15 protein-coding genes are annotated in these 17308 nt (G+C 56.5%); 7 read left to right on the top strand and 8 right to left on the bottom strand.

The window, feature by feature from the left end:
- Nucleotides 1-16: 16 nt before the first annotated feature.
- From GNP00_RS15200 to GNP00_RS15210, 3 genes are all read right to left on the bottom strand, one after another.
- Nucleotides 17-1537, bottom strand: a complete 1521-nt coding sequence (locus GNP00_RS15200) for a sugar ABC transporter ATP-binding protein (RefSeq protein ID WP_011583015.1) — start codon at nucleotides 1535-1537, stop codon at nucleotides 17-19.
- Nucleotides 1538-1589: 52 nt separating this feature from the next.
- Nucleotides 1590-2552 carry a substrate-binding domain-containing protein gene (locus GNP00_RS15205; RefSeq protein ID WP_011583014.1) on the bottom strand — a complete coding sequence of 321 codons (963 nt, stop codon included), beginning with the start codon at nucleotides 2550-2552 and terminating at the stop codon, nucleotides 1590-1592.
- A gap of 64 nt (nucleotides 2553-2616) precedes the next feature.
- Nucleotides 2617-3390, bottom strand: a complete 774-nt coding sequence (locus GNP00_RS15210; protein WP_011583013.1) for an SDR family NAD(P)-dependent oxidoreductase — start codon at nucleotides 3388-3390, stop codon at nucleotides 2617-2619.
- A 137-nt stretch (nucleotides 3391-3527) separates the two neighbouring features.
- On the opposite strand from GNP00_RS15210, the gene iolC reads away from it, so the two are divergent.
- The 6 genes from iolC to GNP00_RS15240 all read left to right on the top strand — a co-directional run bounded on the left by iolC (nucleotide 3528) and on the right by GNP00_RS15240 (nucleotide 10590).
- A complete protein-coding gene (iolC, locus tag GNP00_RS15215; RefSeq protein ID WP_011583012.1) occupies nucleotides 3528-5420 on the top strand; it encodes a 5-dehydro-2-deoxygluconokinase in 1893 nt (630 codons plus the stop codon).
- Nucleotides 5420-6343, top strand: coding sequence for a MurR/RpiR family transcriptional regulator (locus GNP00_RS15220; RefSeq protein ID WP_011583011.1), 924 nt, complete (start codon nucleotides 5420-5422; stop codon nucleotides 6341-6343). Before iolC ends, GNP00_RS15220 begins: the two co-directional genes overlap by 1 nt.
- Nucleotides 6315-7319, top strand: coding sequence for a zinc-dependent alcohol dehydrogenase (locus GNP00_RS15225; RefSeq protein WP_041544892.1), 1005 nt, complete (start codon nucleotides 6315-6317; stop codon nucleotides 7317-7319). The genes GNP00_RS15220 and GNP00_RS15225 overlap by 29 nt, the downstream gene beginning before the upstream one ends.
- A gap of 26 nt (nucleotides 7320-7345) precedes the next feature.
- Nucleotides 7346-8191 carry an SMP-30/gluconolactonase/LRE family protein gene (locus GNP00_RS15230; protein WP_166016143.1) on the top strand — a complete coding sequence of 282 codons (846 nt, stop codon included), beginning with the start codon at nucleotides 7346-7348 and terminating at the stop codon, nucleotides 8189-8191.
- A 608-nt stretch (nucleotides 8192-8799) separates the two neighbouring features.
- A complete protein-coding gene (locus tag GNP00_RS15235) occupies nucleotides 8800-9513 on the top strand; it encodes a glycosyltransferase family 4 protein (RefSeq protein ID WP_166016145.1) in 714 nt (237 codons plus the stop codon).
- 306 nt (nucleotides 9514-9819) lie between these two features.
- The gene (locus GNP00_RS15240; RefSeq protein ID WP_011583007.1) at nucleotides 9820-10590 is read left to right on the top strand and encodes a glycosyltransferase family 2 protein; all 771 of its coding nucleotides are present in this window, start codon (nucleotides 9820-9822) and stop codon (nucleotides 10588-10590) included.
- 13 nt (nucleotides 10591-10603) lie between these two features.
- Here GNP00_RS15240 and wecB read toward each other — a convergent pair whose 3' ends face one another.
- The 5 genes from wecB to GNP00_RS15265 are packed head-to-tail and all read right to left on the bottom strand — an operon-like array spanning nucleotide 10604 to nucleotide 17013.
- The gene (gene wecB / locus GNP00_RS15245; protein ID WP_011583006.1) at nucleotides 10604-11713 is read right to left on the bottom strand and encodes a non-hydrolyzing UDP-N-acetylglucosamine 2-epimerase; all 1110 of its coding nucleotides are present in this window, start codon (nucleotides 11711-11713) and stop codon (nucleotides 10604-10606) included.
- Nucleotides 11710-12762, bottom strand: a complete 1053-nt coding sequence (locus GNP00_RS15250; protein ID WP_011583005.1) for a glycosyltransferase family 4 protein — start codon at nucleotides 12760-12762, stop codon at nucleotides 11710-11712. The genes wecB and GNP00_RS15250 overlap by 4 nt, the downstream gene beginning before the upstream one ends.
- The gene (locus tag GNP00_RS15255) at nucleotides 12752-14932 is read right to left on the bottom strand and encodes a methyltransferase domain-containing protein (protein ID WP_011583004.1); all 2181 of its coding nucleotides are present in this window, start codon (nucleotides 14930-14932) and stop codon (nucleotides 12752-12754) included. The genes GNP00_RS15250 and GNP00_RS15255 overlap by 11 nt, the downstream gene beginning before the upstream one ends.
- Nucleotides 14919-16208, bottom strand: coding sequence for an ABC transporter ATP-binding protein (locus GNP00_RS15260; protein ID WP_011583003.1), 1290 nt, complete (start codon nucleotides 16206-16208; stop codon nucleotides 14919-14921). Before GNP00_RS15260 ends, GNP00_RS15255 begins: the two co-directional genes overlap by 14 nt.
- Nucleotides 16198-17013, bottom strand: a complete 816-nt coding sequence (locus GNP00_RS15265) for an ABC transporter permease (RefSeq protein WP_011583002.1) — start codon at nucleotides 17011-17013, stop codon at nucleotides 16198-16200. The genes GNP00_RS15260 and GNP00_RS15265 overlap by 11 nt, the downstream gene beginning before the upstream one ends.
- On the opposite strand from GNP00_RS15265, the gene GNP00_RS15270 reads away from it, so the two are divergent.
- Nucleotides 16973-17173 (top strand): hypothetical protein, encoded by a 201-nt coding sequence (locus GNP00_RS15270; RefSeq protein ID WP_157038129.1) that lies wholly within the window; start codon nucleotides 16973-16975, stop codon nucleotides 17171-17173. The genes GNP00_RS15265 and GNP00_RS15270 overlap by 41 nt on opposite strands.
- Nucleotides 17174-17308 lie beyond the last annotated feature (135 nt).

The raw sequence follows: 17308 nt of genomic DNA on the forward strand, positions 1-17308 counted from the left end.
CCTTCCTCTGCAGGTTTCAGCCCGCAGGGTTTTGATCCGTTCTCACGGTCGTTTGTATTGGTTCGATTGCGAGCGAGGCCGAGAGCAGCCGCTCTTCGTCGAATTCGCCAGGCAGAAGCTCCGACCGGATTCGCCCCCTGCCCATCACAAGCACCCGGTCGCACAGGCCGAAGAGCTCCTGGTGGTCCGACGAGATCAGCAGCACGGCTCTGCCTTCATCGGCCAGGCGTCGAATGATCGCGTAAATTTCCGATTTCGCACCCACGTCGACACCGCGAGTGGGCTCATCCAGGATGATCACCTTGCTTGCGACGTCGACCCATTTGCCGATGACGACTTTCTGTTGATTGCCGCCTGAAAGTGACTGTACGGGCGCGTCGATGCCCGCCGATTTCACTTTGAGCGCAGCTATCTTTTCTCCCACGAAGCGGCGCTCGAAAGTTCGCTTGATGATTCCCGCCGGGGAAAATCTCCTGAGCGACGTCATCGTCGTGTTGATCCGGATGGAGGCATCGATAACGACACCCTGGCCCCGGCGGTCCTCCGGAACGAGGCCGATCCCCGCTTTGACGGCGTCGCGCGGGTCCCTGATTTTCACTTGGGAGCCATCGATGAAAATCCGTCCGGATTCCCGTTTGTCGGCGCCGAAAATGGCGCGCGCCGTCTCCGTGCGACCTGATCCGATGAGGCCGCCAAGTCCGACGATTTCACCGGCTCGAACGCCGAACGACAGATCTTGCACGAGCGGCCCAGCGGTAAGCGACTCGACGCGGAAAATCTCCGCTCCAAAGGGTGATGTCCGTTTCTCGCCGAACAACGCGGATATGGGGCGACCGACCATCAATCTTACCATCTCCTCGATGGTAACGTCCTTTGCCGCCCTGGTCGCGATAAGGGAACCGTCATTGAGAACCGTGACACGGTCTGCGATATCGGCAACTTCGTCGAGACGATGCGAGATGTAGACGATGGCCACGCCTTCGCTACGCAGTGACCTGATCAAGTTCAGGAGCCGCCGCGCGTCGGATGGACCGAGCACCGCCGTCGGTTCGTCGAAAATGATCAGCCGCGCGTTGAGCGAAAGCGCCTTGGCAATCTCAACGATCTGACGTTGCGCCAAAGGTAGGTCGCCGATGGTGGCGCCCGGGTCGATTTCAAAGCCAAGCCGGTCGAGTATCTGGGCAGCGTCGCGACGGAGCTTTGCCCAATCGATCAACCGGGGCATCCGATTCATGAATATGTTTTCGGCGACCGTGAGATCAGGAGCAAGGACGAGTTCCTGATGGATCATGGCAATGCCCGCGGCGATGGCATCACCAGGGGTGGAAAACCGCCTCACACATCCTTCAACACTGATCGTCCCCGCGGTAGGGATCACATTGCCGCTAAGCACTCCCATGAGCGTTGACTTGCCCGCCCCGTTTTCACCTATGAGGGCATGCACTTCCCCGGATTTAACGGTGAAATCCACGCTCTTGAGCGCCGCGATCCCGCCGAAATGCTTTTCGATGCCGATAAGTTGGACGAAGTCTGTCATGGTCACACACTGAACATCGGCGGCGGGTCTCCCCGCCGCCGAAGTCCGAAGATCAGAAAACTGAATCCGGGTTATAGTACTCGTCGACGTTTTCGGCGTGGACGGCAGCCGGTTCGGTAAGCGTCAGCTTCTGAACGCCGTCGCCGAGTTCTTTCCTGAAGGCCTTCACTGCGATTTCGACAGCGGTATTGGCGACAAGGGTCGGATCATTGAGGCCAGTCGCACCATATTTGCCCTCCTTGATGAAGGCATAAGCTTCCTTCTGGCCGTCAGCGGCAGCCGCGACAAGGACGTCGTTTTTGCCCTTTTCGTCCAGAACCCTCATCGCGCCGAAATTGATGATGTCGGCTTCACTCAGGACCACGTTGACATCCGGATGCGCGGTGAGGATATCCTCCATCGCGCGGAGGCCCGCATCGGACGTCCAATCGGTGTAGCGCTGCGCGACGATCTCATAATTCGTCTTGCCAAGCGAACGCAGCTGCTCCTCTGAAATCCCGAGCAGCAACCCGCTCCGGCGTTCGAGACCGGCACCGCTGCCTTCCTGACCAGACAAGAGCGCAATTTTCATCGGCGTGTCGCCCATCTTCTTGGCGACCCATTCGCCGACGAGCGTGCCGTTCTTGATGTTGGAGGATTGGACCATGGTGACGAACTTGGCGCTCGCATCCATCGTGTTGTCCATAACGACGACAGGAATCCCCTGGGCGGCCGCATTGTTGACCGTGGCGACGAGGCCGCCCTGGTTATAAGGATCGATCACAAGAACGTTGACGCCGCCGGCCAGCAAATCCTCGACATCGCTGATCTGCTTCGTAAGATCGTTCTGGGCGTCAGTCGAAACCACTTCGCAGCCCAGTGCCTGTGCCTTGGCGATGGCCGCCTGCTGCAGCGCTGCCATGAAGCGACTGTTCAGGGTATACACCGACACGCCGACCTTGCATTCGTCCGCGAAAGCGCTTGAACCCGAGACGAGTGCAGCACCCATCAGCAGGCCAGCCAGTATCTTCTTCATGTACTTCTCCTCCTTGGTTGGATACGAAATCGCCGCCGCCCAGCCCAGGCCCGCGGCCCATCTGTCAAAGGCGGCAGAGCTTGGTCAGCCCGCCATCGACAAGAATGTCCTCACCCGTGATGAAACCCGCGCCGTCGGACGCCAGGAATGCCACCGTCTTGCCGACTTCCTCCGACCTGCCGAGACGCTCCAGTGCATGCATGTGCCGGAAGGCTGCTTCCTGCCGGCCGGTCGGATCGCGGTCGAGAATCTGACGTGTCATCGTCGCGTCAATCGCACCGGGCGAGACTGTGTTGACCCGGATGTTGAAGCGCCCCCATTCGGCCGCCAATTGCCGCGACATCGAAATGATCGCGCCTTTGGTGGCGGCGTAGGCGGTCCATCCGGTCAGCGAATGGCTTTGGTGCACAGACGACATGTTAATCACAGCGCCGCCGCCCGCTTCCTGCATGCGCGGCAGGACGAAACGGCAAAAGCGATAGATGGAGGAGACGTTGACGTTGAAAATATTGTTCCACGTCTCCTCAGAGAGCTCTGGGATTGACGTGGGCGCCGTGCTCACAGCCGCGTTGTTCACCAGAACATCGAGCTTGCCGTAAGTGGAATAGACTTCGTCAACGGCCGATCTGACTTCTTCAGTATCGCGGATATCGCAATTCCGGTAATATGCATTTCCGCTGGATTTCTTAATATTTTCTGCGACTTCAGCGCCAAGCTCGTCGAGAACGTCCAGCAGGGCAACCCTTGCGCCTTGGGCGGCAAGCTCCACCGCGATCGCTTCTCCCAACCCGCGCGCAGCGCCCGTCACCAGGGCGACCTTACCAGAGAGCACTTCCATTCCGTCGCATTCCTCCCATCAACCGCAGCACTCGTTTAGACATTTTTTTCTATTGTTGCAAGATCAATTCGTTGACTGAATGAAAATAACATTCTAGCAAAAAACGAATGGACGCGCATGTTCGGAGGAGAGTTGTCGTGCAATTCGACGTTGCTGCATTAGGCCGGATCGCAGTCGATCTTTATGGCGAACAAAAGGGCACATCCCTGGAGGACACCGCGACATTCCGACGCTACGTCGGCGGCTCAAGCGGAAACTTGGCGATTGGCTGCGCAAGGCTCGGTCTGAAGACGGCGATGATTTCGAGTACCGGAGAAGACCCGATGGGACGGTATATCCGCGCCGAACTCGCCAAAGCAGGCGTTGATAATACCTGCGTTACGGCAAATCCCCAGCGACGAACCGCCCTCGCGTTCCTTGGAATGCAGCGTGCCGATGCGATCGCGCTCGATTTCTACCGTGACCGCGCCGCGGACATGGCGGTTGGTTTCGGTGACCGTGAAGCGGAAAAGGTCCGCCAATCCAGATTACTGGCGCTGACCGGCACGCACATGTCGGAACCGGGTACCGCCGACGCCCTGCGCAAAGCCGTCGAGACCGCCCGCGAGGCCGCAGGCAAGGTCGTTCTGGACATCGACTTCCGCAAGGCCCTGTGGGAGCAGTCGCCGGGCGGCATTGAGGGTGTCGTCAGTTCAATCAATGATCTGCTGGACAAGATCAATATCGTCGTCGGCAACGAGGAGGAGTTCCTGAGGCTCGGTGGAAGCAACGATATTGTCGAGGCTTTGAAGAAGGTCCGCGGCAACACGTCGGCTCTTCTCGTTTTGAAGCTCGGCGCCGAGGGCTCCATCGCGTTTGCCGGTGAGATACCGCCTCGGTCCGAATGGAGACCTGTCCCGGGCTTCAAAGTCTACGTCCTAAATGTCGTCGGCGCGGGCGACGCTTTCCTCGCGGGGTTCCTTTCGCTTTGGCTGCAAGGCGAGCCTGTCAACGCATGTTTGCGCAGAGGTAACCTGAATGGTGCGCTCGTTGTGTCGCGTCATGCATGCTCTGACGCCATGCCATTCCTGGCAGAGATCGAAACAATTGAAGATGAATCAGCGGTGGATCTGATAGCGAAGGGCAGCGAGCTGGAACGGCTGCATGCGGTGCTGAAACGGCCTCGTGTTGAAAGAGGCCTCACCGCGCTTGCTTTCGACCATCGCGTCCCCTTCGCCCAGCTGATAGCCGAAACCGGGCGCTCTAAGGCTGACGCCATCGCTTTCAAGAAATTGATCGCCCGCGCCGCAAAGGAAGTTGCCGGAGAACGCGGTCTTGCCAATCCCGGCGTCCTGATCGATCAGCATTACGGCACCGATGTGATGGAGGCCTTGACCGAAGACGGCTGGTGGGTCGGCCGCCCGGTGGAAGAAACGGGCTCTCGTCCGCTGCGTTTTGAAGCCGAAGATTCGCTTGAGGAAACCATCTCCGCGTGGAACCCGAAGCACGTCGCCAAGGTGCTGGTCTGGTATCATCCAGGCGATGACATCGCACTCAAGAACGAGCAACAGGCGAGCCTCAAAAGGCTGCAAGCCTGCTGCCGCGGCCGTGGACAGGAGTGGATGCTGGAGGTCATTCTCCCGCTGGACCTTGAGCGGTCCGACGCGCTGCTCATTGCTGCGGTCGGCGAGCTCTACGCTGCCGGCCTCAAGCCCGATTGGCTGAAGCTTTCCGGCTTCGAAACAGCAGACGCATGGGATCAGCTCGAGAGTATGGTCAAGAGCTTCGATCCCTACTGCCGTGGAGTTATTCTGCTGGGCCTCAGCCAGCCGATCGAAGATTTGCGCATACCTATCGAGCTTGCCGCACAGCAGCCGTTCTGCCAAGGATTCGCTGTTGGACGGTCGATCTTTATGGACCCCGCAAGGAAATGGTTCGCCGGTATCTCGACGGACGAAGAAACCGTCAATGAGATCAAGGGGAACTACGCGAAGGTGGTGGATATGTGGAGCTCTACAAAGCAAAGCACGTCGATAGCCGAGGTGGCTTGATGGCCGCCGAAAACAAATCCATCGACGCGATTCTGGATCCGGTGATAGAGCCGCCGACATCGGCCGACGGCCTCATTAATCTCATCCGGCTTCGCCGCATGTCGATGCCGCAGAAGCTGCGCGCCGTTGCCGACTTCATCATCGAGCGAGCGCATGAGGTTCCGATACACTCGATTACCGAACTCGCGCGTATGCTGGATATTGCGCCGTCGGCAATCGTTCGCTTCGCCAAGCTGCTTGGATTCAGCGGCTTTTCGGAGATGCAGAGGCTCCTCCGCTCCCAGGCGATTACAGGACAGAACTCCTATGTCGGCCTGACCAGCAAACTGACCCGACCCGGGGCCGGTCAGGTTTCAACGATAGGACATGTGCTCGACGCGTTTTTCGATGCCAACATATCGGCGCTTCAGGCCTGTCGTGCCGAAGTGGATGTCCAGGAGATGGAGAAAATCGTCGAGGCCATGGCTTCGGCCAACCTGATCGCGGTCATCGGCCAAAAGCGGGCATTTCCGCTGGCGTCCTACCTCTTTTACGGCCTGTCGATGTTGGGCTGCAAAACCGTCCTGTTCGACGGGCCCGGTGGCCTGCTACAGCGCCAGGCGGCCATTCTCGACAAGAACGATGTCCTCATTACAATCAGTTTCGCCAAGTATGCCGAAGATGTCATCGCGACCGCGCGGGCAGCAAAAGAGGCCAATGTCGAGGTGATCGCCATCACCGACAGTAAGGAAAGCCCGCTGGCTGACATCGCAACAAGAGCGCTGTTTGTCCAGGATTCCAACTTGAACGGGATCCGATCGATATCGGTGACATCCACAATTCTCCAATCCCTGTTCGTTGGTCTCGGCATCCGCATCGAGAACAAGCAGGCTTTGAACAAAAATCGAGAGAACAATGCAAGGCATCACCAAACTGAGCAATGAGTCCGGCGAGATGGACCTGATCGAGTTCCCTCGGCCAATCGCAGGACACGGCAACGTTGTGCTGGAGGTTGCCGCCGCTGGTATTTGCGGCACGGACATCCACATCCTGAAGGGTGAATATAAGGTTGTCCCACCGGTAATCGTGGGTCATGAAGTTTGCGGCTTTGTTTGTGACGCCGGGGAAGGCGTCGATCCGGCGCTTGTCGGCAAGCGTGTCGTCACTGAGACGTTTTATTCGGTATGTCACACCTGCGCCTATTGCCGGAACGGTAGGCCGAACATGTGCGCCAATCGCAAGTCGATCGGCACCCATGCCAACGGAGCGATGACGCGCTGGGTCGAGGTGCCGTCCCATGGACTGCACGCCGTTCCTGATTTCATGTCGGATGCCGCGGCTTCCATGGCAGAACCCGTCGCTTTCGTGACAAATTCCATGGCCGGCGAATACAACTATGTCGGCCCTGATAATGAGGTTCTTGTCATCGGCCCCGGAGCGATCGGCCTCATCGCGGCGCAGGTCGCGCGGGCGGCAGGAGCGAACGTCAATATCCGCGGCACGACCAAGGACAAGGCCAGACTCGATCTCGCCGAACGGCTTGGATTCAGCGTCAGTGACAATGACACGCCCCTCGTCCCTCAGAGTTTCGACCGTGTCGTCGAGTGCTCGGGTTCTCCATACGGCATCGCCGACGCCTTGGCGGCACTCACGAAAGGCGGCCACCTGATGCAGATGGGGATTGTCGGCAGGGATTCGCAGCTTCCCTTCGATTACGTCTGCTACAAGGAACTCAAGATTACCGCAGGATTTGCATCAACCCCGAAGTCTTGGCTTCGGGCGATGAAGCTGATTCGCGACCGGAAGGTGGATCTTGAGCCCCTTGTCTCTGATGTCTGCGCATTGCACGCCTGGAAGACTGCCTTCGACCGCTCCATGTCGGCCGAAGGCGTGAAGTTCGTTTTTGATCCCCGGCTGTAGGAATGGATGTTTTTTTCGAAGCAGGAATGGAAACTGGCGAAGGGCCGATTTGGGACCCGAGAAATGGCACGCTGTATTGCGTGGATTCTACCAACCCGGCTCTTTGGGCCTTTGTACCCGGATCCAACCAGGTTCGCCGCTACGCGCTTCCACAGCAGGTCGGGTTCGCGGCGCTTACATATAAGGTCGATACTGTAGTCCTGGGCCTCGAGGACGGCCTATATGCCTACGATCTGAACCGTCGGGAACTACGGTTGATCATCGATCCCGAACCCGGCATCGCCGGCAACCGCATCAATGACGGCACCGTCGACATCGATGGCGGCCTTATCTTCGGTACTTTGGACCTCGGCTTAAGGAATCCGACCGGGTCAGCATACAAGTTGTTCCCGGACGGGCGCCTCCTGAAATTCGACGAAGGCTATATTGTCTTCAACGGACCGTTCGCCGATCCCGCCAACCCGCGCATCTTTACAGTCAATTCCGAAGTGCACGAAGTGTACGTATTCGACCGCGAGGCCGACGGTTCCTTCACAAACAAGCGGTTGTTCACGGAATGGCCGAGAGAATGGGGCATCCCCGATGGTCTCGTCATGGATTCAGCCGGCAATGTCTGGATCGCTCACTGGGATGGCAGTAGAATCACGCGTTTCTCGCCAAGCGGTCGATATGAAGCCCATATTGAGCTACCCGTGGGCCGGGTGACAAAAATCGCATTCGGCGGTGAGGATCTCCGAACCATTTATGCAACCACCGCGAATAGAGGCGTGGAACGCAGGTTACAGCCCCTCGCTGGGAGTGTATTCCGGCTTGAACAAGATTATCGCGGGCTTGGGCCTCGGTTTGTCGCCGACACTTTGCTGGCACTCTGATCATTTTTGCGTGATGGGCGACGCTCTCCGATGCATCGGCTGACGGAGTGGAAAATCTGGATCACTCAGCCTCGATCCTGAGCTCCAGCATAATCAGTAGATGGTTTGAACCTGCGCATACAGGCTCTATTCCGCTGATCTCCTGAAATGCGAGATGCGCTGCCGGCCCCAGAACCGACCGGGGTGGCTATTTCGGCCCGACAATCGTCTTGCGGGCCGCCCGCAATTTCCCAAAAATCTTTGGGCCTCGGCCGATGATAATTGTGGTCGGCTTTCACCAAGCCTCCGCATTGTAAACACGGGTGCTTCACTAGCCGACTGACACCAAGGTGTGAATAGCCCAGACTCCCCTGGAGAGGCGGCAGAAGTTGCTGGTCTGCCGCTGAAAGTGCCTACCGCCCCGATATCGATAATCCTCACGCGCCCTAAACTTGTTGTACACAGCGCCGACGACGCTTGACGCGTTCGTTTATCGAGTACATAAACAGATATTCGAAAACGCTCGCGGTGACACATTGCTGATCGCATTTGTAAGGTCCTACCTATCGGACTACGATTCGAGAATAAGAAAATTCTTCCGATGCGCCGAGCTCGTAAACGAAGAGTTCATGTTCATCGGATGGGCGCGCGCGGGCGCGGACTATGAGCCCGCACCTTACAAAGTCATCTACCGCAGCGGCACCCGGATAGGTGCAAGGTGGGGGAATTTCATAGGGTTTCTTCGTTGGCAGCGATACTTGCTCGCCACCTTATACAAACACCGGGAAAAAATAGCAGCGGTCCACTGCGCAGACCTGGATACAGCATTGGTGGGTTATCTCTTCTGCTGGTTATTCAGGAAGAAATTCATTTTCGATATTTATGACCAATACTCATCTTCACGGGGTGTGTCTGGCTACGCATCCAGGATTATGAATTGTATGGAATCCTATTTGGCCCGCGAAGCCCATCTCTGCATCATCGCTGCAGAAGAACGGGTCGAGCAGCACAGGTTGCAGAAAGGCGCAAATGCCCCGCTGATTCTCGAAAACGTACCTCTTGAGGATCTGGGTGCAGAGGAGATACCGGAATATTCCGGAACCCTCCATATCGGCTACTTCGGCGTATTGGAGCGACGCCATCGTGGTATCGAGGACCTTGTGGCGTTCGCATCCTCCCGCGCCGATATACACCTTCACATCGCCGGGTATGGAGCGCGGGAACAAGAAGTCAGGCTTGCGGCGTCCCGGAGCGGGAACATCACCTACTACGGCCCGATGCAATGGGCGGAGGGCGTCGCGCTTATGCGGCAAGTGCATGTTATTGCGGTTTTTATTACCTGAGCAATCCCAATCATGCCTATGCAGCGCCAAACAAGTATTACGAGCATCTTATGCTCGGACGTGGGCTGCTGACCACGAGAGGCACCCCTCCCGGCCAAAGAGTCGAGAGGCATGGTTCTGGATGGGCCATAGAAGAGGGGCTTGACCCTTTAAACCGATGGATAGCTGAACTGCATCTTAGTGACATGAGGCGAGCTGGAATGAATGCCAGGGCGCTTTGGGAGACCCGTTACCGCGATTATTTTCAAGAACATTATGTCGGTCGATACGGACGGCACATAAGCCAATATTCAAGAAGTTTAGAAAATGCATAGCACCCTCCCTCTCGTCAGCGTCGTTATGCCAGCGCGCAATGCGGCACCGTTCATTATGGACGCGATAAGCTCTGTATGTGCCCAGACCTATCTGGCGTGGGAATTGATCGTCATCGATGATTGTTCGGACGATGAAACGGCGCAAATCGTTGAGGAAGTTTCGAAAGCCGAACCCAGGATTCGCCAGCTCACCAATTACCGACGGCTGGGTGCCGCGGCTTCCCGAAATCGAGCTTTGGACCTCGCTCAGGGAAGCTATATCGCTTTTCTTGACAGCGACGACTTTTGGCATCCCATGAAGCTCGACAGACAGCTACAGTTCATAAAGGCGAGCGGCACCGCCATCACCTTTGGCGACTATATTCGCATGAGACCGGATGGCCAGCCGATCGGATCTGTTCGAGCGCCGGAAAGCACAGATTACCATCGCATGCTGCGCTCAAACTTCATCGGTAATCTCACGGCGGTTTACAAGAAGAGCCGTCTACAGGATCTCCGATTCGAGAATGTCGGCGCTGAAGATTACTTGTTTTGGCTCCAGGCTCTGCAGCGCCTCGGTGAGCCGGTTTTCGCGACTCCAAGCGATGTTCCGCTAGCCAACTATCGTGTTAACTCTGCATCGCTCTCCGGCAATAAGTTCCGGTCGGCAAAATGGCCCTGGATCATCTACACACAGCATCTTGGTTATAGCAAGCTGAAGAGCTGCTACTACATGACCAACTATATATATCATGGCCTGCGGAAAAGATGCCATGCAGTGTGAGTGAGTAGAAGCCTCAACCCCGCCCGGCAGTATCACACGCCAGGATTTCGATGACGCGCTGCGACGCCATTCCGTCTCCATAAGGAGAGACACCGCGGGACATATTTTTATAGGCATCGGCATCGTCAAGCAGAAGCTGCACCTGAGAAACGATGTAATCGTGATCCGTGCCCACCAGCTTTACCACGCCCTCGGCCACCGCCTCAGGACGCTCCGTCTCATCCCGCAGGACGAGAACAGGTTTGCCGAGCGCGGGTGCTTCTTCCTGAACTCCGCCAGAATCGCTGATGATCAGGTGTGAGCGGCGCATGACGGAAACGAAAGGCGCATAGTCTAGCGGAGCGCAAAGCTGCACGTTTTGCAACCCGGCAAGCATCGTCTCGGCCACCTCCTTTACATTAGGATTGGGATGAACCGGGTAGACGAGGTGCACGTCCGGATTCCGCAGCGCCAATTCCTTAAGCGCCGCACAAATGCGCCGGATGGGTTCGCCAAAGTTCTCGCGCCGGTGCGCAGTAATCAGGACGATACGCCTCCCTTCCGGAAGGTTGAGGCCACTGTCGATCCTGCGCTCCGCGGTGTTGAGGAGCGCATCGATAACGGTATTACCCGTCACGAAAATGCGATCCTCCGAGACCCCTTCACGCAGCAAATTCTGCTTTGCGCCCTCTGTCGGAGCGAAATGCCAGCGCGCCAACCTGCCGGCGATGACCCGGTTCGCCTCCTCGGGAAAGGGGTTGCGGATATCCCCCGTTCGCAGGCCGGCCTCCACATGCCCGAGTGCGATCCGGCGATAGAACGCGGCAATGGCGACCGCCATAACAGTGGTTGTGTCCCCCTGCACCAGCACCACGTCGGGCCGCTCCCGGTCCAATACCTCGCCGGCCCCGACAAGGAGCCGCGCGGTAAGCTCGGTAAGGTCCTGGTTGGGGCGCATTACGTTCAGGTCACTATCGGGCACAATGCCGAAGAAATTCAAAACCTGGTCCAGCATTTGCCTGTGCTGCGCGGTGGCCAGCACATGAACCACGGCCCATGGCTGTTGCTTCAATGCCAGAATGACGGGCGCCATTTTAATGGCCTCGGGGCGAGTGCCGACAATACAGAGGACCTTTTTCGTCACAGTTTCAATTCCGTCATGAGCTTGTTCCAGTCGCTCAGGAAGGACGTGGAGGAGAGGGACTTCCTGAGATCTGAGACGGCGTTCAACATGTATTCGTAGTTATCGATGACGGCAAAGACGCGTGCCGCCAGTCCCTTGGGATCGCCGAGAGCATAGGTAAATGCCTCACGATGTGTGCCAGTAAGACTGCGGTGAGCTTCGATATCCGACAGGACCACGGGCACACCGTACGAAATCGCCTCGGCCGCTGACAGGCCGAAGGATTCGTCCCTTGATGGCGAGACGAATATCCCCTTCCTTGTTGCAATGGCGCGTAGCAGCTTCTGAACGGACGTAAAAGGAACCGGTGGCATGTAAACACAACTGCTCATAAGACGGCGTGTCTTCAACTCCTTCTGGAGATCAAACTCCGGCATAATCGGGCCGCAAAAGAGCAGAAGGAATTGCCCAGGTCGGTTCGCCTCAATGACTTCGAAGGCGTCCAAGAGTTCTGATGGGTTTTTTAGCCCATCCATCCGGCCGAGAAACAAGATGGGCCGGCGATGCCATCCCGGTAGGCTTATTTCTTTCCGATTTTCATTTGGCAGAAGATCCCAAGGCACAAAATTGCGGACTAACTCGCATCTCTTGCTCAGGCGCGGATGCTCCATGACAATTTTCTTAAGAAATTCAGCGGATGGCACCAGTACCTTCTCGCAACTCTCCGGCAGCCTTTTCAGATAGGTTCTGTTCTCCGCATATGCTGTGTGGCATTCGACAATGTAACGCAGCCGTTGCGTGCAAAGCGTGTTTACAGCTTCTTCGCTATCGATGGCCACGAACAGATCGCAATCATCGGGTAGGGTTTCTACAATTCTGCAGAAGCCACTTAAGGAAAGTCGCCCGATTGCCTCGGTCAGGTGCTTCAGACCACCGGCATTGTGCTGAAAGTGAAGATTCATCCTGATGGGCGCGTTGACCGAGGCGAATGCCGCAGCGCGGTTCAGGAGCATGCGCTCAACGCCGCCGAACGTAGCCCACGGATAAATAAAGCAGATTTCACGCCGCATAGAGCTTCCTGATTGTAGCATCGGAAGTCGTAGCGAAGAGAGCGTCGAAGCGAGCGGTCCACGTGGTATCCTGCAGGAAGGACTCCACAGCCTCTTCACTCCACGGCGTCCCCAGCGCGCGCCGGATAGCCGGTCCAAGATCGCCCCGGTCGGCAACGTGGGTCATGGGGTACCGCGCCGCATGTCTGATCCCGGTCGCCACGACGGGCAATCCGAAGTACAGGTATTCATATAGCTTTATAGGGTCTACGGCCTCAGAGAGGCGCCCCTCGATAAACGGAATTACTCCTGCCGACCAGCGGCGCACAAATTCATGCAGCCTGGAGGGAGGCACCTTGCCGATCAGGTTGACATTCTTGAGCCTAGCGGCCGCTTCTGTCGCCCATTGCGGCTCCCCGTAGCCGATAATCTCGAACCTCAGATCCTGATTGCTTTCGGCGACCTTTAGGAGCTGAGTCCAATCAAACCAGGAGTCGGTCAGATGGCCGAAATAGCCGATGACCGGAGTACCATCGGCGGGCGCTGAAATGCGGCGGCAAGACTCACCTATTAACCGTGGATCATATCCGTTGCCGATCACCGTGATGTCGTTTCGGATCGAGCTAAACTTCGCCGCGAGGCAGGGCGCCACCGCCGAGACCAAATCGGCCTGTAGGACCAAGTTGTCCTCGATCTTCCGATCATACCATACAGCCTGCCCTACCTTGGCGAACTCTTCCCAGTCATCCATGATGTCGTAGATGATCGACGCGCCTTTTGAGCGCAAAACCAATGTGGCCTCGGTAAATACGGCTGCCGGCATAGTGACAACGAAGTATCCAGTCTCCATGCCCTCTGGAAAGAACGAGACGTTATCAACAAAATCATATAGCGATACCTGGAACACACCTTCCCAAACTTCCGTGTTAGATTTTTCAAGGCGCTCCCCCCGACCCCACTGCCAAGCAACAAACAACACCTTGAAGCCTTGGGACGCAAGGTATTTCGCAGCGTTTATCGGTCTCTGGTTTACCAGTTCGTCAAATTCGAAGCCACATGGAATGATGGCGATCTTCTTTTCCCCCCGCAGGAAGTCGATCCATTTGCGCGAGGTGCCGGAGAGAGGTGCTTCCGACATCCAGGAAATAGATCTTACACGAAGCGAAAAGGGATATAGCCTCCTCCTAATCGAGACCGGCAGCTTCCGATAAATGCTCTTCGCCATTGGAAGGGCATACGAGGCGCGGAAAGCACCTGACGTCAGCGAAAGCGCTCGTAGGGGCGCTGTTACTCTCCAAGAAGTAGAATTCAGCACTGCATTGAGCTGTTCCACCTGGTTACTGCATGTACGCGCCTGAGCAGCGAGCGCTCGCTCAAGTAGAACGATACTTTGACGATGATGCGCTAGTTCAGCTTCCTGCTCGTCTATGCGCCTGAGCTGCGCTACTTTACTTCTTTCTCCCTCTTCCACCATCCTCTCCAGCTGCAAAGTGCGTTCTCTTGATTCGAGGAGCTTTTCGTCTCCGAGTTCGATGTCGCTCAAAGAGAGATTTGTCTGCGCGGCAAATTCGGGGCGAGTATAGAGCAGAAGGACCTGCAGTCCTGGCCAGTGGACAGGCCGCCGCGCTTTCGAGTCTATAACAACCGAATGGGCGAGCACGTAATCGCGCGAGGGCGCAAAAGCAATGTTGGATGCAAGAAAGGTATAGAAGTGCTCGTGATGACGATCTAACTCGCGATAGGGAAGCAGCAACGCGACACATTTGCGTGCCGCTGACATCAAGTGCAGCAGCGGAACGTGCGGTTCTCGAAAGTGTTCGAGAGTATTGGACGAAAAGACGATATCGTACACCCCCTCGGGCGAGTCATTTTCTATCCAGTCTTCAACAGAGAACGTCAGGTGAGGATACTCGGCTTGCGCCCGCTCAATCGCCTCTGAGGAGAAGTCGACGCCCGTTACCAATTCTCTGCCAAACTGCCCGGCAAGAATGTCTGTGCCATCTCCCTCGGCGCATCCCCAATCGCAAATCGTCAGCTTTTGCTCGCGGATTTCCTGAGCGAGCCAGGATGGCAAATGCTCGATCGCTAGCTGCGCAAAATACCGCGATTGCTGACGACCCATTTTGGCATCCCAATCGGACCGGAAGCGCTTATCCCAGTATTGCCTGCTATTTACTTCAATATCCGCCATGAGTTTCAATCACTTCTTGCTGAATTTCTGGCTGGAATATCCCGAACAGGCGCACTTTCGACATGGAGGAGAAGTAATGCGCGCCTTCGATATACTCATAGTAGTGGATTGCTGGCGAAGAACGGTCCTCTATGGCGGCGACCAAAAAATACCGGCCAGGCACTAGAGGATTTTTGAACCGGAAGCGCACGAGATAACTTCCGCCATTGCCATTGAACGCATACCGCTCCCAATCAGATGTGGAGGATACAATAAGATCGCTGCCCTTGAGGTCTTTGATGGAGAAAGCAACCGTCAGATAGTCTGGCTTGGCATCACGAGGAGTTTTGAAGGCGATACGAACCTCCATTTCTTCTCCGATTTCAAAAGCAGCGGCGCGTTCTCCGTTGCGCGCAAATAGTCCAGCGCTTTTTATGCACCCCAGATGAGACCCCCAGTGCGTTACCGGTTTTGAGTCGTAGGCGGTTTCAGGGGCTGCATTTATCGGAGTTTCGCATTCTAGGGCGGGCAGTGCTGCTGCGACCGGTTCCGATTTCTCACCCTCGAGCATATATTCCATGAAGCACCCGGTCACCGGGAAGACATCGCCGGCCATCATGAGTCGGCCCGCGTCCAGCCATATCGCACGCTCACAAAGCGTCCGGACCGAGGACACGTCATGGCTCACGAAAAGGACGGTCGCCCCATCCTCTCTGATTGTTTTGATGCGCTTCATGCATTTTGCTTGGAAGCGTGCGTCGCCCACGGCCAGGGCTTCATCCACAATCAGGATATCCGCGTCGACATTGCTGTAAACAGCAAATGCCAGCCGCGCAAACATGCCGCTCGAGTACGTCTTCACCGGTTGATCTATATAATCACCGATATCGGCAAAGGCCGCGATATCGTCAAATCGTGAATCGATTTCTGCTCGAGACAGTCCGAGAATGGCCCCGTTCAGATATACATTCTCGCGCCCGGTGAATTCCGGATTGAACCCGGCACCCAATTCTAGCAGTGCGGCGATGCGGCCTCTCGTCTCCACCGTGCCTGAGGTCGGGCGCAGCGTGCCGCAGATAATCTGCAATAGTGTGGATTTGCCGCTACCGTTGCGGCCGATGATACCGACAGTCTCTCCCCTCCCGATCGAGAAAGATACCTCCCGCAGAGCCCAGAACTCTCGGTAAAATTGCCGGCGGCCGCGCGCCAGCATCTGCAGCAGGCGATCCCGGGGCGTATTGAAAATGTGATAGCATTTGCTCAGCCCCTCGACCTTTATCAGAGGATCAGAGGACATCCGCGAACCCTCCTCGCGTCTTCTGGAACCAGGCAAAGCCAAGATAGGCCACCACCGCGGAGAGACAGGTGAGCAGGAACAGGCCGGTCCAGTCCGGAAAAGCGCCCCACATGAGAACGCCGCGCGCCTGCTCGATGATGAATGTCAGCGGGTTGAGGTGCAGAACCGCCTGAAAGGCCGGCGGGAGCATGGCGACCGGATAAAAGATCGGTGACAGAAACAGGAGCATGGTCGTCAGAACGCCCACCACCTGGCCGACGTCCCGCAGATAAACGCCGAGCGACGCGAGGAACCATGAACACCCGAGAGTGAAAAGGCAAAGCGGGACCAGCAGCAGCGGAAAGAAAACCGCCGTGACGCTGGGCACGCCGAAGAGAACCAGATACGCCAGGAGCCAGACGAGAAAGCTGACCCCTAAATGAAATAGCGCTGCAAACAAGGCAACGATCGACAGGATTTCCAGCGGAAACACCACCTTCTTCACGAAATTGACGTTGTTCAGGATGAGAGTCGGCGATCGGTTGATGACCTCCGCAAACAGACTGTAAACCATCAAGCCAGCGAACAGCACGACTGCGAACTCTGTTCGGGAATCCGATCCGGAGTTCCATCTCGCTCGGAAAACGATGCTAAAGACAAATGTGTATATGCCGAGCATTAGCATCGGGTTTAGAAAGGACCAAAGCAGGCCGAATATGGATCCGCGATAACGCCCAAAGACTTCGCGCCATGCCATTCCGAGTACAAGCGCCCGGTGAGACCAAATGGAAGAAATCGCTGTCGCCGGTGCTACCGAACTGCCCATTATGATTTACCTAAAACCAAAGACCTGGAGCGCTGAAAAATCCGCAGCCATTCACGCTTGGCCAACTGCTGGCCGGGATAGGTTGCGCGTCATCGGTGAAGACGCATTCAACCTGCTATTGATCCGGCACGAACCCCCGCTAAAACGATCATTCCCATGACACCCCATACGCAACTTGTTTGAATACAATGTCCATCGCTTAACACCATCGGCCCACGCCGGCATGGCTCTGAGTGAGGATTGCCTATATACCATAAACTATCGGCAACCAAAGCGTTATCCTAACTTTTGCACG

It is taken from the genome of Chelativorans multitrophicus, assembly GCF_011317445.1.
Taxonomy (GTDB): Bacteria; Pseudomonadota; Alphaproteobacteria; order Rhizobiales; family Rhizobiaceae; genus Chelativorans; species Chelativorans multitrophicus.